Origin of the sequence: Nocardia sp. CA-120079 (genome assembly GCF_050955745.1) — a bacterium.
Classification (GTDB): domain Bacteria; phylum Actinomycetota; class Actinomycetes; order Mycobacteriales; family Mycobacteriaceae; genus Nocardia.
Genome location: NZ_CP192088.1, coordinates 2,450,477 through 2,469,989 on the forward strand (window position 1 = coordinate 2,450,477; position 19,513 = coordinate 2,469,989).

General features: G+C 66.7%; 19 protein-coding genes. 17 read left to right on the forward strand and 2 right to left on the reverse strand.

Annotation, left to right across the window (positions count from 1 at the left end):
* The first annotated feature begins 20 nt into the window (after nucleotides 1-20).
* The 4 genes from ACQPYR_RS11250 to ACQPYR_RS11265 all read left to right on the forward strand — a co-directional run bounded on the left by ACQPYR_RS11250 (nucleotide 21) and on the right by ACQPYR_RS11265 (nucleotide 1,851).
* Complete coding sequence (locus ACQPYR_RS11250; protein ID WP_040693288.1) at nucleotides 21-263, forward strand: RNA-binding protein; 243 nt, start codon at nucleotides 21-23, stop codon at nucleotides 261-263.
* Nucleotides 263-787 carry a ribosome maturation factor RimM gene (gene rimM / locus ACQPYR_RS11255; protein WP_433630841.1) on the forward strand — a complete coding sequence of 175 codons (525 nt, stop codon included), beginning with the start codon at nucleotides 263-265 and terminating at the stop codon, nucleotides 785-787. Before ACQPYR_RS11250 ends, rimM begins: the two co-directional genes overlap by 1 nt.
* A gap of 35 nt (nucleotides 788-822) precedes the next feature.
* A complete protein-coding gene (gene trmD / locus ACQPYR_RS11260; protein ID WP_433630844.1) occupies nucleotides 823-1,503 on the forward strand; it encodes a tRNA (guanosine(37)-N1)-methyltransferase TrmD in 681 nt (226 codons plus the stop codon).
* Between the two features lie 96 nt (nucleotides 1,504-1,599).
* Entirely contained in the window at nucleotides 1,600-1,851 is a 252-nt protein-coding gene (locus ACQPYR_RS11265; protein ID WP_433630847.1) for a hypothetical protein, read from the forward strand.
* 99 nt (nucleotides 1,852-1,950) lie between these two features.
* Here the strand turns inward: ACQPYR_RS11265 and ACQPYR_RS11270 are convergent, their stop codons facing one another.
* Nucleotides 1,951-2,805, reverse strand: a complete 855-nt coding sequence (locus tag ACQPYR_RS11270) for a LuxR C-terminal-related transcriptional regulator (RefSeq protein ID WP_433630850.1) — start codon at nucleotides 2,803-2,805, stop codon at nucleotides 1,951-1,953.
* Nucleotides 2,806-2,900: 95 nt separating this feature from the next.
* Between ACQPYR_RS11270 and ACQPYR_RS11275 the strand changes: the two genes are divergently transcribed.
* From ACQPYR_RS11275 to ACQPYR_RS11290, 4 genes are all read left to right on the forward strand, one after another.
* Nucleotides 2,901-4,709 (forward strand): AMP-binding protein, encoded by a 1,809-nt coding sequence (locus tag ACQPYR_RS11275; protein ID WP_433630853.1) that lies wholly within the window; start codon nucleotides 2,901-2,903, stop codon nucleotides 4,707-4,709.
* Nucleotides 4,709-6,343, forward strand: a complete 1,635-nt coding sequence (locus ACQPYR_RS11280) for an AMP-binding protein (protein ID WP_433630855.1) — start codon at nucleotides 4,709-4,711, stop codon at nucleotides 6,341-6,343. Before ACQPYR_RS11275 ends, ACQPYR_RS11280 begins: the two co-directional genes overlap by 1 nt.
* Nucleotides 6,344-6,542: 199 nt before the next feature.
* Nucleotides 6,543-8,972, forward strand: coding sequence for a Tex family protein (locus ACQPYR_RS11285; RefSeq protein ID WP_433630857.1), 2,430 nt, complete (start codon nucleotides 6,543-6,545; stop codon nucleotides 8,970-8,972).
* 30 nt (nucleotides 8,973-9,002) lie between these two features.
* Nucleotides 9,003-9,872 (forward strand): hypothetical protein, encoded by an 870-nt coding sequence (locus tag ACQPYR_RS11290; protein ID WP_433630860.1) that lies wholly within the window; start codon nucleotides 9,003-9,005, stop codon nucleotides 9,870-9,872.
* Nucleotides 9,873-9,945: 73 nt separating this feature from the next.
* On the opposite strand, the gene ACQPYR_RS11295 is transcribed toward ACQPYR_RS11290, so the two are convergent.
* Nucleotides 9,946-10,815, reverse strand: a complete 870-nt coding sequence (locus ACQPYR_RS11295) for a sigma-70 family RNA polymerase sigma factor (protein WP_433630862.1) — start codon at nucleotides 10,813-10,815, stop codon at nucleotides 9,946-9,948.
* Between the two features lie 96 nt (nucleotides 10,816-10,911).
* Here ACQPYR_RS11295 and ACQPYR_RS11300 point away from each other — a divergent pair, with 96 nt between their 5' ends.
* The 9 genes from ACQPYR_RS11300 to ACQPYR_RS11340 all read left to right on the forward strand — a co-directional run bounded on the left by ACQPYR_RS11300 (nucleotide 10,912) and on the right by ACQPYR_RS11340 (nucleotide 19,481).
* The gene (locus tag ACQPYR_RS11300; protein WP_433630865.1) at nucleotides 10,912-11,289 is read left to right on the forward strand and encodes a DoxX family protein; all 378 of its coding nucleotides are present in this window, start codon (nucleotides 10,912-10,914) and stop codon (nucleotides 11,287-11,289) included.
* Between the two features lie 285 nt (nucleotides 11,290-11,574).
* Nucleotides 11,575-11,916: a 50S ribosomal protein L19 gene (rplS, locus tag ACQPYR_RS11305; protein WP_011210681.1), complete on the forward strand. Its 342-nt coding sequence runs from the start codon at nucleotides 11,575-11,577 to the stop codon at nucleotides 11,914-11,916.
* A 107-nt stretch (nucleotides 11,917-12,023) separates the two neighbouring features.
* Nucleotides 12,024-12,767, forward strand: a complete 744-nt coding sequence (gene lepB / locus ACQPYR_RS11310; protein ID WP_433635098.1) for a signal peptidase I — start codon at nucleotides 12,024-12,026, stop codon at nucleotides 12,765-12,767.
* Between the two features lie 25 nt (nucleotides 12,768-12,792).
* Nucleotides 12,793-13,599, forward strand: a complete 807-nt coding sequence (locus ACQPYR_RS11315; protein WP_433630868.1) for a ribonuclease HII — start codon at nucleotides 12,793-12,795, stop codon at nucleotides 13,597-13,599.
* A 46-nt stretch (nucleotides 13,600-13,645) separates the two neighbouring features.
* On the forward strand, nucleotides 13,646-13,951 hold the full coding sequence (locus ACQPYR_RS11320; protein WP_011210678.1) for a DUF2469 domain-containing protein: 306 nt from the start codon (nucleotides 13,646-13,648) through the stop codon (nucleotides 13,949-13,951).
* Nucleotides 13,952-14,145: 194 nt separating this feature from the next.
* Complete coding sequence (locus tag ACQPYR_RS11325; protein ID WP_433630871.1) at nucleotides 14,146-14,502, forward strand: YraN family protein; 357 nt, start codon at nucleotides 14,146-14,148, stop codon at nucleotides 14,500-14,502.
* The gene (locus ACQPYR_RS11330) at nucleotides 14,502-16,010 is read left to right on the forward strand and encodes a YifB family Mg chelatase-like AAA ATPase (protein WP_433630874.1); all 1,509 of its coding nucleotides are present in this window, start codon (nucleotides 14,502-14,504) and stop codon (nucleotides 16,008-16,010) included. Before ACQPYR_RS11325 ends, ACQPYR_RS11330 begins: the two co-directional genes overlap by 1 nt.
* A gap of 863 nt (nucleotides 16,011-16,873) precedes the next feature.
* Complete coding sequence (gene dprA, locus ACQPYR_RS11335) at nucleotides 16,874-17,992, forward strand: DNA-processing protein DprA (RefSeq protein ID WP_433635099.1); 1,119 nt, start codon at nucleotides 16,874-16,876, stop codon at nucleotides 17,990-17,992.
* A 568-nt stretch (nucleotides 17,993-18,560) separates the two neighbouring features.
* Nucleotides 18,561-19,481, forward strand: a complete 921-nt coding sequence (locus ACQPYR_RS11340) for a tyrosine recombinase XerC (protein ID WP_433630877.1) — start codon at nucleotides 18,561-18,563, stop codon at nucleotides 19,479-19,481.
* Nucleotides 19,482-19,513 lie beyond the last annotated feature (32 nt).

The following is a 19,513-nucleotide window of genomic DNA, read 5'->3' on the forward strand; positions in this document are numbered from 1 at the left end:
AGCGCCAGCGAGGCGGAGTCGTGAGCGCCGTCGTCGCCGATGCCGTCGAGCACTTGGTTCGCGGCATTGTCGCGAATCCGGATGACGTCCGGGTCGAGCTGATCACCGGCCGCCGCGGACGCACCGTCGAGGTGCACGTCAACCCCGATGACCTGGGCAAGGTGATCGGTCGCGGCGGTCGTACCGCGACCGCGCTGCGCACCCTCGTCGCCGGGATCGGCGGCCGGGGCATCCGGGTCGACGTGGTCGATACCGACGCTTGATGGAACTCGTCGTAGGCCGGGTCGCCAAATCGCACGGTGTGCGTGGCGAGCTGGTCGTCGAGGTACGCACCGATGATCCCGACGCGCGTTTCGCACCGGGTGTGCGGCTGCGCGGGCGGGCGGCGCGATCCGAAGACGTTCGTGAATTCACCGTGGAGTCGGCCCGAGAGCATTCGGGCCGACTTCTGGTGCAACTCGTCGGGATCTCCGACCGCACCGCCGCCGATGCGCTGCGCGGCACGCTGTTCATCGTGGACAGTGCGGAGCTGCCGCCGTCGGAGGATCCGGACGAGTTCTACGACCACGAGTTGGAGGGACTGACCGTCCAACTCACCGATGGCACTGTGGTCGGCAAGGTCGCCGAGGTGCTGCATTCGGCTGCGGGAGAACTGCTTTCGGTGCGCGCCGCCGACGACGGCAGGCAGATCCTGATCCCGTTCGTCACCGCGATCGTGCCGACGGTGTCGCTGGCCGATCAACTGGTCGTCATCGATCCGCCCGAGGGTCTGCTCGATCCGGAGTAGCGGATCGCCGATCCACCGGAAACTTAAGGGACTACATGAAACTCGATGTCGTCACGATTTTTCCGGAGTATCTGGAGCCGCTGCGGACGGCGTTGCTCGGCAAGGCCATCGACAAGGGTCTGATCTCCCTCGACGTGCACGATCTGCGTCGCTGGACGCACGACGTGCACAAGTCCGTCGACGATTCGCCCTACGGCGGTGGGCCGGGCATGGTCATGAAGCCGACCGTGTGGGGGGAGGCCCTCGACGAGGTATGCCCCGACGAGGCTCTGCTCGTGGTGCCGACCCCCGCGGGAGTGCCCTTCACTCAAGCCACCGCGCAACGCTGGGCGAGCGAGAAGCACCTCGTATTCGCCTGTGGCCGTTACGAAGGCATCGATCAACGCGTCTTCGACGATGCCGCCCGTCGGGTTCGTGTCGAAGAGGTCAGCATCGGCGATTACGTCCTCATCGGTGGCGAGGCCGCGGTCCTCGTGATGGCCGAGGCCGTAGTCCGTCTACTCCCTGGCGTTCTCGGCAATCAGCAGTCCCACCAAGAGGATTCGTTCTCCGACGGACTGCTGGAGGGACCCAGCTATACGCGCCCCGTTTCCTGGCGCGGCCTCGAAGTGCCGCCGATCCTGCTGTCCGGTGATCATGCCAAGGTCGCCGCGTGGCGCCGCGAACAGTCGTTGGCCCGGACCCGCGAACGGCGTCCGGATTTGCTCGACGGCTGAAACTACAGACTCGACACCCCATCGAATGTATCGTTGTTTAACGGCTCGTTAATCAACGGTGAACAACGGTAGGTGGCTATGGTGACAGTGGCTCGGTTGAGGACAGTGCGTCGGGCGGTGGCCTCGACTCTGATCGGTGGCGCGATGATCGTCTTACCGGATCTGGCCGCGCCCGAACTGGTCGAAGTCAGAGTCGCCGCTGATCGGGACACCCATGAACCCGATGCTGGCCGTAGCCGCAACAGCGCAGGTCAGCGCGGCCGCAGCAGTAACCATGGGCAATACAAAGGCCGGAACGAGCGTCCTTGCCAGTACACCCCCGAAGGCGTCTGCACCGGCGGCCGCTGACGAGGTTCGGTCACTGTGCCGCGCATGAATTCGCGCGCCGCGCATCGGATCGTCCGAGATTCTGTGCGCGGCGTGCGAATGCGCGCGCGAGTTCGTTGGTCAGGGCAGCAGGCCGAGGCGTCGGGCGGTGACGACGGCCTCGTGGCGCGAGTGCGCGTCGAGCTTGGTCATCGCGTTGCGCAGATAACTCTTGACCGTTTCCGGGCCGAGCGAAAGGCGTTGGGCAGCTTCGTGATTGGTGCAGCCGAGCGCGATCTGGGACAGCACGTCGAGTTCCCGTCGGGACAGGCGCGGGGCGTGCGCGGGTGGGTCGCCGACCAGGACTCGGGTGAGGCGTTCACACACCGAGTGCAGGCGTTCGCGTAGGCGTTCGTCCTCGGCCGAGCGCGCCGCGCCGCGGAGTTCGGCATTGATCTCGCGGAGTTCCTCGGCGACGGCGGGTGCGGTCTCGGGCGCGGGAGTCGTCATTTCCAGCAGGCGCAGGCGGCGGTCCACCTCGTCGCGGATTGTGATTTCGGTGGCCAGGCGCCGGCCGGCCGCCACGACGAGATCGGCGGTGCGGTCGCCGAGCGGTGTGCCACCGCGGGTGGCGGCGTAGAGCACCGCGCGGGAGTGATCGTCGACCACCACGGGCACCGCGAGCACCGAGCGGATGCGTTCCCCGGAGACCGGACCGTCGTAGTGGTGGGTGATCTCGGAGGCATTGCGGTAGTCGGCGACCGAGGCGGGTCGGCGCATATCCATCACCCGGCCGCCCAGACCGGAGGTGCGCAGCACAGTCAGTCCGCGCAGGCCATTGGTGACGGTGCCGACGAATTCGGTGAGCAGCAGCGCATCATCGTGCACCTCGCCGCCGAAAACCACCGGCACGCCCGCCTTGTGCGCCACCCAGCGGATCTCGGCGCGCAGCGCATCGCCGTCGCGCGGCCGCAGCAGCGCGGTGGTGTGGGTCAAAAGACTCACCCCTTTTCGGGGGTAGTGCCGAACGTGATGTGACCCACATCCTATTGGAGACGAGGTGGCCTGGATCACCGATGAGGAGAGGCGAGATGACCGCGGACCTGAACGCGCGCGTGCGCGAGCTACTGGAGACCTACGACGGACCCGACGTCAGCGCAGCGGATCTGTTGTGCGACCGGCACCCCGCCGATCGCATCGCGTTCACCATCGTCGACCCCGACCTGACCTCGACCGACCTCACCTACGGCGAACTGCGCGAGCGCTCCCAGCGCTTCGCCGTCGCCCTCGCCGACCTCGGCGTCGAACCCGGCGACCGCGTCGCCACCCTGATGTCGAAATCCACCGACCTGGTGGTCGCGCTGCTAGGTATCTGGCGTCGCGGCGCGGTGCATGTCCCGCTCTTCACCGCATTCGCCCCGCCCGCCATCGCCTTCCGGCTCGAGGCGAGCGGCACGACGATCGTCATCGCCGACGCGGATCAGGCGACAAAGTTGGTGCCGGGCGACGACATCCCGGCCGATCCGCTCTGGCGCGTCATCATTGCCGGGAACGGCCGGGCAGCCGCTGACAGGCACGCGGTCGGCGCGGCCACTGCGCAGGGCGGTGGCGATGCGCGAGCGACCGGAGATGCCGCCGAGCACGTGCGTGACTCCGCCGACCGGCCGGAGGCGGGCAATCCGACAATCGCTGGGTCCATCGGGGCACAGGATCCGGCGGTCGCAGCACCCGCGGCCGAGGCGCCGCTGCGGTTTGCGGATCTGCTCGCCGCGTACTCCGCCGACGACCCGCGCGCGGCCGCCGTGGGGGTCGGCGGGGATGGGCTGCTGGTGCAACTGTTCACCAGCGGCACGACGGGCACTCCGAAGGGCGTGCCGATTCCGGTGCGGGCGCTCGCGGCATTCCATGCGTACCAAGAGTTTTCGCTGGACGTGCGCGCGGACGACGTCTACTGGAATGCGGCGGATCCGGGTTGGGCGTACGGACTGTACTGGGCGATTCTGAGCCCGCTGGCCTCCGGCATCCGCAGCCTGCTGCTGCATGCCGCCTTCTCCGCGCCACTGACCTGGCGGGTGCTCGAACGGTTCGGCGTCACCAACTTCACCGCCGCGCCGACGGTCTACCGCGCATTGCGTGCCGATAGTGCCGCCGCTCCAACAGATCTCCGGTTGCGGCGGGCCTCGTCCGCAGGTGAACCGCTGACCCCGGATGTGGTGACGTGGTCGGTCGAAACGCTCGGCGTGGCGGTGCGCGACCACTACGGGCAGACCGAGCACGGCATGCTCATCTGCAATTCCTGGCACGACGCGCTGCGGGTGGACGCACCCGCGGGCTCGATGGGCCGGACGATGCCCGGTTGGCATTGCGCGGTGCTCACAGACGACGCCGACGTCGAAGCGCCGGTCGGCGAACTGGGCCGAGTGGCCATCGATACCCGACGCAGTCCGCTGCTGTGGTTTCTCGGCTACCTCGACGCCCCGGAACGCACCGCGCAGCGCTATACCGCCGACGGCCGCTGGTATCTGACCGGGGATGCCGGATCCCAGGACGCGGACGGTTTCTTCCACTTCTCGGCCCGCGACGACGATGTGATCATCATGGCCGGTTATCGCATCGGCCCGTTCGAGGTCGAGAGCGTGCTGGTGCTGGATGAGCGGGTTGTCGAGGCCGCGGTGGTCGGCATGCCCGACGAATTGCGCGGTGAGGTGCTCGAGGCATTCGTGGTGCTGCGCAACGGTTTCGAAGGAGATGCCGAACTCGAGGCCGAATTGCAGACCCTGGTGAAACGCAAGTTCGCCGCGCACGCGTATCCACGCAAGGTGCATTTCGTGGACGCCCTGCCCAAGACGCCCAGCGGGAAGGTGCAGCGGTTCATCCTGCGGCAGCAGGGGGTTCGGTGATGTCCGCCCTTGCGAGTTACACATCCGGGACCGCGGAAACCCCGCTGCTCGGCGACACCATCGGCGATGACTTCGACCGCATGGCCGCCGCCTATGCGGACCGGGAAGCCCTGGTGGACTGTCCATCCGGTCGCCGCTGGACCTATCGCGAACTCGCGGCCGCGATCGACGCAGTCGCCACCGGATTGGCCGAACGCGGTATCGCCAAGGGTGACCGGGTCGGCATCTGGGCCCCGAACTGTGCGGAATGGTTCCTCACCCAGTACGCGACCGCGAAAATCGGTGCGATCCTGGTCAATATCAATCCGGCCTACCGCACCAGCGAACTGGAATATGTACTGCGCCAAGCCGGTGTACGCATGCTGATCGCCGCCCCGGAATTCAAGACCTCGGACTACGTCGCCATGATCGAACAGGTCCGGCCGAGTTGTCCTGGCCTGGAACAGGTCCTGGTGCTCGGCACTCCCGAATGGGACGCGGTCGCGCAGTCCGATATCGACGCCGAACGACTCGCACAGATCGCCGCGACGTTGTCCATGGACGACCCGATCAATATCCAGTACACCTCCGGGACAACGGGTTTTCCCAAGGGTGCGACGTTGAGCCACCACAACATCCTCAACAACGGCTACTTCGTCGGTGAACTCTGCGGCTATACCGAACAGGATCGGATCTGCGTGCCGGTGCCTTTCTACCACTGCTTCGGCATGGTCATGGGCAACCTGGCAAGCACCAGTCACGGTGCGGCCGTGGTGATTCCGGCACCCGCATTCGATCCGGTCGCAACCCTGGATGCGGTCGCCGCGCAGCGGTGCACCTCGCTCTACGGCGTACCGACAATGTTCATCGCCATACTCGCGGAACTGGATTCGGGCAAACACGTCGACCTGTCCAGCCTACGCACCGGCATCATGGCCGGATCGCCCTGCCCGGTCGAGGTGATGAAGCGGGTGATCGATCGCATGGGCATGAGCGAGGTGTGCATCTGCTACGGCATGACCGAAACCTCCCCGGTATCGACTCAGACCCGTCGCGACGACGGCATCGACCGCCGCACCGCGACCGTCGGCCGGGTCGGCCCACACCTGGAGGTCAAGATCATCGACCCCGCAACAGGTTTGACCGTGCCGCGCGGCGAACCCGGCGAGCTGTGCACCCGCGGCTATTCGGTCATGCTCGGCTACTGGTCCGAACCCGAGAAGACCGCAGAGGCCATCGATGCGGCCCGCTGGATGCACACCGGCGATATCGGCGTCATGGACGACGACGGATATCTCGCGATCACCGGCCGGATCAAGGACATGGTGATCCGCGGCGGCGAGAACATCTACCCGCGCGAGATCGAGGAATTCCTCTACACCCACCCGGACATCCTCGATGCCCAGGTGATCGGCGTCCCCGACCCGAAATACGGCGAGGAGCTGATGGCCTGGATCCGAATGAAGGACGGCACAACACCATTGGACGCCGACGCGATCCGTGCCTTCTGCACCGGCAAGCTCGCGCATTTCAAGGTCCCGCGCTACGTGCACATCGTCGAAGAATTCCCGATGACGGTCACGGGGAAGATACGCAAGGCTGAAATGCGTGAGCTGGCTGTGGAACTGCTCGCGCCTTCGGACCGCGACGAATGATTTCGTGACCACATGGATAACTCGCCGGGACGTCCAGAACTCCGCCAGCAGTTCGACGCCCGCGACGGAAGCCCCTCGAGCACCTCACGACCGGCAGCGGCCGGGGGAGGCGGGGAGGTCACCGCGCGATTCGGGTCCAAGCATGCCGGTTTACCTGGGCATGGGCCGTTTGTCGGGTGACAACGGTAGTGTCTCGGGCGTGACGACAGCGCCCGAGATCGCCAGTTCAGCGACGAACACCGACACGACCGCCGCCGCACCGGCCGCGACCACAGCTCTGGCCAGCGTGGGCCGGCGCATCGCCGATGAACTCGGCGTGCGCGAGACCCAGGTCCGGGCTGCCGTCGAGCTGCTGGATGCGGGTTCGACGGTGCCCTTCATCGCGCGATACCGAAAAGAGGTCACCGGTGGCCTCGACGACGCCCAGCTCCGCCAGCTCGACGAGCGCCTGACCTACCTGCGCGAACTCGACGAGCGCCGCGGCGCGATCATCGAATCCATCAAGGGCCAGGGCAAACTCGACGACGCGCTGCTCGGGCAGCTGATGACGGCCGAGACCAAGGCCCGCCTCGAGGACATCTATCTGCCGTACAAGCCGAAGCGGCGCACCAAGGCGCAGATCGCCCGCGAGGCCGGTCACGAGCCCGTCGCCGATGCGCTGATCGGCGATCCGACGACCGATCCCGCGCAGTACACCGCCGAACAGCTCGACGGTGCCCGCGCCATCCTGGTCGAGCGTTTCGCGGAGGATGCCGACCTGGTCGGCGAGCTGCGTGAGCTGATGTGGAACCGCGGCCAGGTCAGCTCGAGCGTGCGGCCGGGCAAGGAGGAGGCGGGCGCGAAGTTCGCCGACTACTTCGAATTCAGCGAGCCGTTCGGCAAGCTGCCCTCGCACCGGATCCTCGCGCTGCTGCGCGGTGAGAAGGAAGAGATCCTGCAGTTGCAGCTCGAACCCGACACCGAGGAGTTGGAGCCGGGCGAGCGGTCGGTCTACGAGGGCCGCATCGCGGTGAAGTTCGATATCGCCGATCGCGGCCGGGCCGCCGATACCTGGCTGCTGGATACGGTGCGCTGGGCGTGGCGCACGAAACTGCAAGTGAGCCTTGGTATCGATACCCGCATGCGCCTGCGTCAGGCGGCCGAGAAGGACGCCGTCGACATCTTCGCCGCGAATCTGCGTGATCTGCTGCTGGCCGCGCCCGCGGGTACCCGTACCACCATGGGCCTGGACCCGGGCTACCGCACCGGTGTGAAGGTCGCCGTCGTCGACGCCACCGGCAAGGCCGTCGCGACCGAGGTCATCTACCCGCACAAGCCGCAGGGCCAGACCGAGAAGTCCCTGGCCGTACTCGGCGCGCTGGTTGCCCGGTTCGGCGTCGAACTCATCGCCATCGGCAATGGCACCGCCTCGCGCGAGACCGATGCCCTTGCCGCCGAGCTGATTTCGCGGATTCCGGAGAACAAGCCGACCAAGATCGTGGTCTCCGAGGCGGGCGCATCGGTGTACTCCGCATCCGCCTACGCCACGCAGGAACTACCGGATATGGACGTCTCGCTGCGCGGTGCGGTATCCATCGCCCGTCGTCTGCAGGACCCGCTGGCCGAGCTGGTGAAGATCGACCCGAAGTCCATCGGCGTCGGTCAGTACCAGCACGATGTCTCCGAAACCCTGCTGGCGCGCTCGCTGGGCGCGGTGGTCGAGGATGCGGTGAACGCGGTAGGTGTCGATGTGAATACCGCATCGGTGCCGCTGCTGTCGCGGGTGTCCGGTATTGCCAATTCGATCGCTGAAAGCATTGTGGCGCACCGTGATCAGCACGGCCCGTTCCGCAGCCGCGCCGCGCTGCTCGACGTGCCGCGCCTAGGGCCCAAGGCCTTCGAACAGTGCGCGGGCTTCCTGCGCATCCGCGGCGGCGACGATCCGCTCGACACGTCTGCGGTGCACCCCGAGGCCTACCCGGTGGTGCGGCGCATCCTGGAATCGACCGGACGCGGCATGGCGGAACTGATCGGCAACACCACGACGTTGCGTTCGCTGCGGCCCGCCGAGTTCACCGATGAGAAGTTCGGTATCCCCACCGTCACCGACATCATCTCCGAACTCGAGAAGCCGGGTCGCGACCCGCGTCCGGAATTCAAGACCGCCGAATTCGCGGCGGGCGTGGAGAAGGTCGCGGATCTACAGCCGGGCATGGTGCTCGAGGGTGTGGTCACCAATGTGGCCGCATTCGGTGCATTCGTCGATATCGGTGTGCACCAGGACGGACTCGTGCACGTCTCGGCCATGTCGCACAACTTCGTCAAGGATCCGCGCGAGGTCGTGAAGTCCGGCGATGTCGTCAAGGTGAAGGTGCTCGAGGTCGACGTCGCACGTCAGCGCATCGGTCTGTCGCTGCGGCTGGACGACGAGCCGGGCACCGCGACCAAGGGCGAGGGCGGTCGCGGCCGTGGCCAAGGCGGTCGCGGCGGGCAGGATCGCGGCGGGCAGCGGCAGAATGGACAGGGTAAGCAGCAGGGCCAGGGTCGACAGCAGAATCAGGGCCGTAACCAGGGCAACCAGCGGCGCAACGCTCCCGCACCGAGCGGTTCGATGGCGGATGCGCTGCGGCGGGCCGGTTTCGGGCAGTAGGGCGATACGAGCGGAGGTTTGCAGGCGGCCATGCGACGGTGGCTCGAAGACGATGTGATCGGGCACGGCCGCCTTCCGCTGCTGTGCTTCCTCCTCGGGTTCATCGTCGGCTTCCTGCTGATCCGGCTCAGCGTCCGGTTGATCCGCAAGCAGGTCCGCTGGTGGCCGGGCAATGTGCGCTCCGGCGGTGTGCACATCCACCACATGGTGTTCGGGGTCATCATGGTGCTGCTGTCCGGCATCGGGATGGTCACCATGTACCAGAGCGCCACCACACTCACCGCGAGCCTGCTCGCCGCCGCCTTCGGTGTCGGCGCGGCCCTGACCCTCGACGAATTCGCGCTGATCTTCTACCTGCGCGATGTGTACTGGGAGGAACAGGGCCGCACCTCGGTCGATGCGGTCTTCGTCGCGCTCGCGGTGACCGGACTGCTGCTGCTCGGATTCCACCCGCTGTGGTTATTGGACATCAACGACTTCCGCCGCGACCCCAGCACCGAAGTCCGCATCTTCATCGTCTGCTTCGCCGTGGTGAATCTGGGCCTGGCGGCAGTCGTCATCGCCAAGGGCAAGATCTGGACCGGCCTGTTCGGCATGTTCTTCCTGCCCCTGCTCGTTGTCGGTGCATTCCGCCTGAGCAGACCGGGCGCACCCTGGGCCCGCTGGCGCTACCCCGGCAAACGTCGGCTCATGTATCGGGCGATAGTCCGTGAACGTCGCTATCGACGCCCGGTGATCCGCGCCAAGATCTTCGTGCAAGACCTGGTCGCCGGAAAACCCGACGTCGTCCATGTCCGCGAGGCCGCGGAGGCCGAATTGGCCCGCACCGTCGTCCCCGCACCCCCCGCCCCCACCCATTGGCACCTGCCCTCAGTGTCCGACCACTCCCTTCGCGACTGACTGCGTCCCGCGTCCACGAGAATGCTCTCGCGGAGGGGTGCTCTCGACGTTTGCCGCAACCGTTGCATGGTGATCAAGCGCCCAAGACTGCGTGTGGGATGCGGGCGGGGTCCGAGAGCAGGTCGATGGCGGTGATTTTGTCGTCGACGATGGTGAAGGCGATCAGGGAGACTGTCTTGCCCCTAGCGGTGTTGAGTAGGCCGGGCGCGCCGTTGACGAGGACATGTTGCGAGGCAAAGGCATTGGCGGCGCGCTGGAAGGCATCGAGCTGACCGGCCACCGTCGCGGCGCCGCGCAGTACGCGCATGCCGCCAGGGTGGGCTCCGGCGTCGGCGCGCAACACCACCTCGGGGTCGAGAATGGCCAGCAGTGCGTCGAATTCACCGCCGCGCGCGGCCGCGAGGAAGGCTTCGACCACGCGACGTTGACGCGGTAGATCCCGGTCGGGTCGCGGCGCTCGACCCTGGACCCGGCGGCGGGCGCGGCTGGCCATCATCTTCGCCGCGGCCGCGGATCTGCCGATGATCGGTCCGATCTGGTCGAACGGCACCGCGAACATATCGTGCAGCACGAAGGTCACGCGTTCCGCGGGATGCAGCGAGTCCAGCACGACCAGCAGCGCCAGACCCACCGAATCCGCGAGTACCGCTTGCTGTTCCGGCTGCGTTGCGTCATCGGCGGCGACGATCGGGTCGGGCAGGTAGGCCTGCTCATGGCGGGACTTGCGCGACCGCAACATGTCCAGGCAGACCCGCCCCACAGTCGTGGTCAGCCAACCGCCGAGATTGTCGATTTCGGCGGGGTCGACCCGGGACAGCCGCAACCAGGCCTCCTGTACCGCATCATCGGCCTCGCTCAGCGAACCGAGCATGCGATAGGCCACGGCGACCAAGTGCGGCCGATGCGCCACGAATCGGTCTGCCAAAGAATCGTTTTCGCCCACAGGGATCTCCTCGGAGGTTGCTCGAAGAGATGACGGCGCCGAGGCCGTGAGTGTGACAAGCCGTTACCTTGTCGGGTCGGCATCCGTCACACAGATATGAACCTACGAAAGACCGCCCGCTCGGCCTACCTCGGCGCCACTGCAATCCTGCTGACCGAAACCGTCGTCGGGTCCTACTGGGATCTCGCGCGAATCTCCTACGTACGCGAAGTTTTCCGACGACTCGAATACCCGATGTACTTCGCCACCATCATGGGCGTCGCCAAGGCAGCCGCGGTCGCCGCGATCGTGACGCCGGGCTTCCCGCGTGCCGAGGAATGGGCGTACGCGGGCCTGACCTTCGTCTACGGCGGCGCGGCCGCCTCCCATATCGCCGTCGGCGACGAGCCGAAGGCCTGGCTCGGACCACTGGGTTTCGCCGGGCTCACCCTCGCGTCGTGGGCCCTGCGCCCGACCAGGCCACTCCCGGTCTGACGGGAGCGGAATCGGCGGCGCGCGGCCTTCGGGTTCAGGGAGATGGCAGCTGGCGGAGTGGGTGAATTCAGCACACCGGAGAACGACCGCCTCGCGGCCGCCGAACACCGCGCGGCCACCCGGTGAGCCGGGCCCGATTTTTCCCGCGACCCGCCGATCTGGCACAATGCACAGGTTGCCCTGGGTGCATTCGGCCCACGGAGCACCCCTTATTCGGAGCATGAACCGGTCGAGCACGCGAGTGCCGCCAGGGTCCTCTGCTCGCGCAAACATCAGAAGGATGAAATGAACACCCTTGACTTCGTCGACGAAAAGTCGCTGCGCAGCGACGTCCCCGACTTCCGTCCGGGCGACACGCTCAACGTGCACGTGAAGGTCATCGAAGGCTCGAAGGAGCGCATCCAGGTCTTCAAGGGCGTCGTGATCCGGCGTCAGGGCGGTGGCATCCGCGAGACCTTCACCGTTCGCAAGGTGTCGTTCGGTGTCGGCGTGGAGCGCACCTTCCCGGTGCACAGCCCGAACATCGACCACATCGATGTCGTGACCCGCGGTGACGTCCGCCGTGCCAAGCTGTACTACCTGCGCGATCTGCGCGGCAAGGCCGCCAAGATCAAGGAAAAGCGCTGAGCAGGTAGCGGCACCGCTAGGCACGGAAGTTCTTCAGCCAGCCCGGCACCGGACGTCAGTCTTGGTGCCGGGCTAATCTGTTCGGCGTGGCAGACGAAAGTGGGTCGATGACGGTGTCCGATTCGGACGACGAAGGCAAGAGCCGCCGCTCACGGCGCTCGAAGCGCAAGCAGCGCCCCTTCTGGCAGGAACTGCCGGTTCTCATTGTCATCGCCGCGGTCATCGCGGCACTCATGGTCAGTTTTGTCGGGCGGCCGTACGTCATTCCGTCCCAGTCGATGGAAGACACGCTGCTCATCGGCGACCGCATCTACGTGGAGAAGCCGAGCTACTACTGGGGCGAGCCGCAGCCCGGTGATGTCGTGGTGTTCGTCGGCCCGCCGTCCTGGAATACCCGCTACCAGTCGATCCGGTCCAGCAATGTCGCCGTGCGCGGCGTGCAGAACTTCTTCTCCTTCTTCGGACTCGTGCCACCGGATGAGAACGACCTGGTGAAGCGGGTGATCGCCGTCGGGGGCCAGACCGTGCAGTGCTGTGACGCGCAGGGGCGGGTCATGGTGGACGGGAAGCCGTTGGACGAGCCGTACGTCCTGAACGACTACCCGTGGTACCCGGGTCAGCAGAATGCGACCTACCCGGCGGGCCGGGTATTCGGCCCGGTCAAGGTGCCCGAGGGCAACCTGTGGGTGATGGGCGACAACCGCAACCAGTCCGCCGATTCACGCGCCCACGTCAGCGATAACCTGCAGGGCACCGTCCCGATCGACAATGTGCGCGGCAAGACGGTCTTCAAGATCTGGCCGCCCAGCCGGATCGGTCCGGTGAAAGCACAGGATCCCCAGACGAACTGAACGTTGCGGGCCGCAGGATAATTGGATGGTGGGGCAGGGTCGAGTGGCTAGGGCTAATGGCGCGACTCCGGGCAACGGGTGGCCGCCGCGTGTCGTCATGCGCCGAGCCGGTGGGTTGCGCACCCTGGAGGCGGCGCTGATCCGCAGCGGACTCGGCCCGGTCGCCGGGGTCGACGAGGCCGGGCGCGGACCGTGTGCGGGGCCGCTCGTAGTCGCTGCCTGCCTGCTCGCTCCCAAGGCCTACGACAGACTGGCCGGACTCGACGATTCCAAGAAGCTCACCGAACCCGTGCGCGAGCAGCTGTACCCGATCATCACCCGGTTGGCGCTGGCCTGGAAGGTGGTCGTCATTCCGGCCTGGGAGATCGACTCGATCGGCATCCACGTCGCCAACATCGAGGGCATGCGCCGCGCGGTCGCCGGACTCGGACGGACGCCGGGGTACGTGCTGACCGACGGATTCCGGGTGCCCGGGATTCCGGTGCCCTCGCTGCCCGTCATCGGCGGTGACGCGGCCGCGGCCTGCATCGCCGCCGCGAGCATCCTGGCCAAGGTGACCAGGGATCGGATGATGGTCGAGCTGGACGAGCGGTTCCCCGGCTACGGATTCGCCGCGCACAAGGGCTACAACACGCCCGAGCACACAGCCGCGCTGGAACGGCTCGGACCGAGCAGTGAGCACCGCCGATCCTGGCGCAATGTGCGCTTGGCAGCGGGGTTGCGGCCGGTAGCCGCGGCGGAGTACGCCGACGCGGAACTGGCCGATGAGGTTTTGCTGGAGGGCGTCGAACCGGATAGCCGAGTGGCTACCGACACGGCGCATGCGCGATGATGATTACAGCAGACGCAGTGCGGCGAGAAGGAGGACGTCCCACCCGATGAGTGCCGAGGACCTGGAGAAATACGAAACCGAGATGGAGCTCTCGCTATACCGGGAGTACAAGGACATCGTCGGTCAGTTCTCGTACGTGGTGGAGACCGAGCGCCGCTTCTATCTGGCCAACTCCGTCGAATTGCGGCCGCAGAACGCCGACGGCGAGGTGTACTTCGAGGTGCGCATGAGCGATGCGTGGGTGTGGGATATGTACCGACCCGCGCGCTTTGTGAAGCATGTTCGGGTGATCACGTTCAAGGACGTGAATATCGAGGAACTGGAGAAGCCGGATCTGCGGTTACCCGAGTAGCGCTCTGACCTACGCGGACCGCGGTCGCGTTGGTGCTGATCTGCCGCCGGCCCAATAGCATTGGGCACCGACAACCAGGTGGAGCACGGGGGTTGGATGCCCGGGTTATCCACAGCTGAGCGGGTATCCACAGGTTTTCTGTTTGCGCAGGTCGGTGCCTTCGGGCGCGGGCGCGGTCCGAGCACGCTGAGCTGGTGGCAGACAACCAGGCGCTCGGCGCACAAGGGGAAGAACTGGCGGCCCGATTCCTGCAGGCCGCCGGGATGGAGATCATCAGCAGGAATTGGCGGTGCAAGTACGGCGAACTGGATCTGATCGCCCGGGACGGCCGCGTCACCGCGTTCGTCGAGGTAAAAACGCGATCCGGAACGAAATTCGGCGCGCCCGCCGAGGCGGTCACCTTCGATAAGCAGCAGCGGATCAGGCGGTTGGCGCTGGTGTGGCTGGCCGAACAGGACGGCCCGTGGCGCGAGGTCCGCTTCGACGTCATTTCGGTGCTGTTGCACCGCGGCCACCGACCGGTCATCGATCACCTGAAAGCGGTGTTCTGATGGCGCTGGGGGTGGCGTACTCGGTCGCGGTGAGCGGGGTGGACGGCCAGCTGGTCGAAATCGAGGCGGACATCGGGCAGGGGCTGCCATCGGTGCATCTGGTCGGGCTGCCCGATACGGCACTGCAGGAATCCCGCGACCGGGTCCGTTCCGCAGTGGCGAATATCGGGGAGAAATGGCCGGACGGCCGCGTGATCCTGGCACTGTCCCCGGCGACGCTGCCCAAAATCGGCAGTGTCTACGATCTTGCCCTCGCGATCGCGGTGCTCGACGCGGCGGGCGCGGTCCCCTCCGCTCGGCTCGGAAAGACCGTATTGCTCGGAGAATTGGCGCTGGACGGGCGCGTGCGCCGGGTGCGCGGCATCCTGCCCGCCGTGCTCGCGGCCCGCAATGCGGGCTGGATGCGGGTGATCGTGCCGGAATCCGCACTGGCCGAAGCCGGGCTGGTGGACGGCATCGAGGTTTTCGGGGCCACGACCCTGCGCACTGTCGTCGCTTGGCTGCGTGGTGAAGGCAGTCTGGTCGAGCCCGACGGCATGCTGCCCGACACCTTGCACTGCGGTGGCGATCTGAGTGAGGTGGTCGGTCAGGAGGAGGCCCGGTGGGCATTGGAGGTGGCCGCGGCAGGCGGACACCACCTGCTGCTCACCGGGCCGCCCGGAATCGGTAAAACCATGTTGGCGCAACGTCTTCCGGGTCTGCTGCCACCGCTCACCGAATCCGAAGCACTCGAGGTGACGGCCATCCATTCCGTCGCAGGCGCACTCTCCGATGACCACCCGTTGATCACCATGCCGCCTTTCGTCGCTCCGCATCACTCGACCTCGGCCAGCGCCATGGTCGGCGGGGGATCGGGTACCGCACGTCCGGGCGCCGTCAGCTGTGCCCATCGCGGGGTCTTGTTTCTCGACGAATGTGCGGAGATAGGAACCAAGGTCCTGGAAGCGATGCGAACGCCGTTGGAAGAGGGCGAAGTTCGCATCGCCCGCCGCGATGGCGTGGCTCGCTACCCGGCCCGATTCCAATTGGTTTTGGCCGCGAACCCCTGCCCATGTGCCCCAGCCCGCGATGTCGACTGCATCTGTGCCCCGCTCGCGCGGCGCCGATACCTGGGCAAGCTGTCCGGACCGTTGATGGATCGCATAGATATCTGGGTCCAGATGCACGGCCATGCCGGCGCATCGTTCGCCGCCGAGAACGCCGAGAGCAGCGAGGTCGTGCGCCGTCGAGTCGCGGCCGCAAGGCAAGCCGCATTACAGCGTTGGCAGGACTACGGCTGGGCGACCAACGCCGAAGTCCCCGGCCACATCCTGCGCCAACGCTTCCGACTCCCCCACGAAGCAACCGCCCCCATCGAAGCCGCCCTGCGACTGGGCCGCCTGTCCGCCCGCGGCGCCGACCGCGCCCTCCGCGTTGCCTGGACCATCTGCGACCTCCGCAACGCCGAGCAACCCAGCGCCCAAGACGTACTGGCCGCCTTGAACTTTCGTCAACGGGGCTCACATTGAGCGCGGCAACGGGAGACGAACGCTCGACCAGCGCTGGGATTTCTGGAACGAGGTCTGTTGCGCCAGACGTGGGTGGGGGTGCAAACGCCTGCGAGCTCACTGTTATGGCGGATATCGGCGCGAGCGCGCCGGATCTCGCGGCGACAGAAGAGAGTTGCCCTGCCGGCGTCGGGTTTCCGGGCGAGTTGACGGGCAGTGGCTTTGCCGCCGATTCGCGTGCGGCCGCGTCGACGCGCAACGGCTCTGCCACTGTAAATGGGAAGGCGGTGGCATCGGTGGGTGGTGGTTCTGCCTCTGTCGGGCGTGCGGGCAGGTCGACCGGCACTGTCTCGTGTGCCTCGGATTGCGCACCAATGACGGTATGTGGCGGCAGTCCTGTAGTCGGTGCCACCGGTGCCTCGGTGGACAGCGGATCTCGCGCGACGCGAGTCGTCGATATCGCAGGACGGGCTGGGGCTGGCGGCGGATCTGCTGCTGGGAGTGTGGGCAGGTCGGTGAACACTGTCTCGGATTGCCGAGCTCCGGCAGCCTGTGGCGGCCGTCGCGCAACAGGACCTCTGATGGGCGACGACCTCGGTGCGACGGGGGATTCGGAAGCCACGTCGGGTTGTGCAGAGCTGGCGGCAGATGGTGGATCCGCTGAGTCGGCCAGTGGTGCTGCGGCAACGGGAGCCTGCGGTGCGGCGGCGGGAAGCGATACCTACCCGGTCGCATTGGTAGTCAGGAAGGTGGATGCGGCGAGGTATGCCGAGGCGGGGGTCGGGCGCGTGCGAGGTTCGGAGCATGGCGTTGTGGATCTGGATGGTTGGGATTCGGGGGGATCGGAGTCGGCTGTTTCCGGCGGGGACGCCGATGAGCGGCGGTTGGCTTGGGCGTATTTGTCACGGGTAGTTCAGGGGCCGTGTGCGGCGTTGTCGTCGTTGATCGAATCGGTGGGGGTGGTGGAGGCGGCTCGGGCGGTACGGGAGTGTGAGCTGCCGGAGTCGTTGCTGGGGCCGACCGCTCGGCGGCGGGAGATCGATAGTGCGGCACGGGATCTCGAGGTGATGGAGCGGCTGGGCGGGCGGTTGGTGACCCCGGACGACCCGGAGTGGCCGGCCTGGCGGATGCTCGGGCTCCGCCAACTCGAGCCCGGACGCGATCGCGACGGGGCGGTGCCATTGGTGTTGTGGGTGCGTGGGCCGCGGTCGTTGTTGGAGTCGAGCGAGCGGGCGATCGCGGTGGTCGGTTCGCGTTGCAGCAGCGGATACGGAGAGCATGTCACCGGCGAGATCGTTGGTGATCTGGCCGCTCAGGGCTGGACAATCGTCTCCGGAGCCGCCTTCGGTATCGACGGTATGGCGCATCGTGCTGCCCTCGCCGTCGGTGCTCCGACGATCGCCGTTCTTGCTTGCGGCGTCGATCGCGCCTATCCGGCCCAGCACGAACGAATCTTGGCCGAGATCGCCGAAACCGGTTTGGTGATCAGCGAATACCCGCCCGGCACGGTTGCCCACAAGAACCAATTCCTGGCCCGCAATCGCGTGATCGCCGCGCTGGCGGACGGCGTCCTCGTGATAGAGGCCGGACTACGCAGCGGCGCCCGGAATACCGTGAAATGGGCCCGCCGCCTCGGTCGCCCCGCCCTCGCCATCCCCGGCCCGGTCACCGCCGCCTCATCGGCCGGCTGCCACCGCATGATCCGCGAAGGCGAGGCCCTCCTGGTCACCCGCGCCGATGAGGTCATCGATGAAGCAGGCCCACTACGCCTTTCACTACCGACCACCCAGCCGTCCGACCCCAGCGACCGCCTGCAAGGTAGCGAAGCATCGGTCTACGCCGCCCTTCCCGAAATCGGCTCTCGCCAACCCCGCGCCATCGCCGAAATCGCCGACCTGGACCTCCCGACCGTGCGCGCCATCCTCCCCGCCCTCGAACTCGCCGGCCTAGTAGGCATGGACGAAAACGGCTGGCACCGAACCACAAACCCGCCGATCCGATGAGCGTTCATACACCGGGCTGGTGAGTGTTTATGGACTGGGCTGGTGAGTGTTTGCGGGCTGGGCTGGTGAGTGTTTGCGGGCTGGGCTGGTGAGTGTTTGGGGACTGGGCTGGTGAGTGTTTGGGGACTGGGCTGGTGAGTGTTTGGGGACTGGGCTGGTGAGTGTTTGGGGACTGGGCTGGTGAGTGTTTGGGGACTGGGCTGGTGAGTGTTTGGGGACTGGGCTGGTGAGTGTTTGCGGACTGGGCTGGTGAGTGTTTGCGGACTGGGCTGGTGAGTGTTTGCGGACTGGGCTGGTGAGTGTTTGCGGACCGGGCTGGTGAGTGTTTGCGGATCGGGCCGATGAGTGCTCACCGACCGCGGCCGATCACAGCTCCGCGACCGGGCGAGCTGGGTGGTCGCTACGCGGTCGAGAATTCAGCTCGGCCCGGATCGGTGCAGTCGAGGCTCGGAGTGGTTCGGCCGTTGCGGTCGGAGGAAACCCGGTCGGGACGCGGTTCTCGCAGTAAACCTGCGATGTTGCGGCGTGCTTACTTGCCAAGGGGAGTGGGGGCGGTGACGGTGGGGGGATGGAGTTGCCGGAGGATCTCGTGGCGTTGCTGGCGGAGTATGAGCGGCATTTGCGGCTCGGGCGGAATCGGTCGGTGCATACGGCGCGGGCGTATGTGGGGGATGCGCGGTCGTTATTGGGGCATTTGGTTGCGCGGTCGGCGGATTCGGCGGTGCGGGAAATGGATTTGGCGTTGTTGCGGTCGTGGTTGGCGGCGCAGTCGGCCGGCGGGGCGGCGCGGACAACCATGGCACGGCGGGCGTCTTCGGCGAGGACATTCACGGCGTGGTTGACCAGCACCGGGCGGCTGTCGATCGATCCGGGGTTGCGGCTCGGGTCGCCGAAGGCGCATCGGGTACTGCCTGCGGTACTCGGTACGCAGCAAGCTGTCGCGGCTATGGATGCGGCGGAATCCGGTGCGGTGCAACGTGATCCGATGGCATTGCGAGATCGGCTGATCGTGGAGCTGTTGTACTCGACCGGTATTCGGGTGAGCGAGTTGTGCGGCCTGGATCTCGACGATCTCGATCGCGAACGGCGGCTGGTCCGCGTTATCGGTAAAGGCAACAAGGAGCGATCGGTGCCGTTCGGAGTTCCGGCCGACGAGGCGATCGCGAATTGGCTGCAGTACGGCCGTCCCGCCCTCGCGACAGCCGATTCCGGTCGTGCGCTGTTGCTCGGCCGTCGCGGCAAACGGCTCGACCAACGCCAGGCCAGAACGGTTGTCCACGAGGTCGTTTCGGCAATCCCGGGCGCACCCGACATGGGTCCGCACGGCCTGCGGCATTCGGCCGCAACGCATCTGCTCGAGGGCGGCGCGGACCTGCGCGTAGTCCAGGAACTCCTCGGCCATGCCAGCATGGCGACCACCCAGCTCTACACCCACGTCTCCATAGAGCGCCTGAAAAAGGTGCACGATCAAGCCCACCCCCGGGCCTGACCGCCCATGGCGCGGTTGACGAAGATCTGAGG

Bases quoted from the DNA above. Each gene is read 5' to 3' on its own strand.
- rimM (WP_433630841.1), top strand. From the start codon at position 263: ATGGAACTCGTCGTAGGCCGGGTCGCCAAATCGCACGGTGTGCGTGGC.
- trmD (WP_433630844.1), top strand. From the start codon at position 823: ATGAAACTCGATGTCGTCACGATTTTTCCGGAGTATCTGGAGCCGCTG.
- ACQPYR_RS11275 (WP_433630853.1), top strand. From the start codon at position 2,901: ATGACCGCGGACCTGAACGCGCGCGTGCGCGAGCTACTGGAGACCTAC.
- ACQPYR_RS11280 (WP_433630855.1), top strand. From the start codon at position 4,709: ATGTCCGCCCTTGCGAGTTACACATCCGGGACCGCGGAAACCCCGCTG.
- ACQPYR_RS11290 (WP_433630860.1), top strand. From the start codon at position 9,003: ATGCGACGGTGGCTCGAAGACGATGTGATCGGGCACGGCCGCCTTCCG.
- ACQPYR_RS11300 (WP_433630865.1), top strand. From the start codon at position 10,912: ATGAACCTACGAAAGACCGCCCGCTCGGCCTACCTCGGCGCCACTGCA.
- rplS (WP_011210681.1), top strand. From the start codon at position 11,575: ATGAACACCCTTGACTTCGTCGACGAAAAGTCGCTGCGCAGCGACGTC.
- lepB (WP_433635098.1), top strand. From the start codon at position 12,024: ATGACGGTGTCCGATTCGGACGACGAAGGCAAGAGCCGCCGCTCACGG.
- ACQPYR_RS11315 (WP_433630868.1), top strand. From the start codon at position 12,793: ATGGTGGGGCAGGGTCGAGTGGCTAGGGCTAATGGCGCGACTCCGGGC.
- ACQPYR_RS11320 (WP_011210678.1), top strand. From the start codon at position 13,646: ATGAGTGCCGAGGACCTGGAGAAATACGAAACCGAGATGGAGCTCTCG.
- ACQPYR_RS11330 (WP_433630874.1), top strand. From the start codon at position 14,502: ATGGCGCTGGGGGTGGCGTACTCGGTCGCGGTGAGCGGGGTGGACGGC.
- ACQPYR_RS11340 (WP_433630877.1), top strand. From the start codon at position 18,561: ATGGAGTTGCCGGAGGATCTCGTGGCGTTGCTGGCGGAGTATGAGCGG.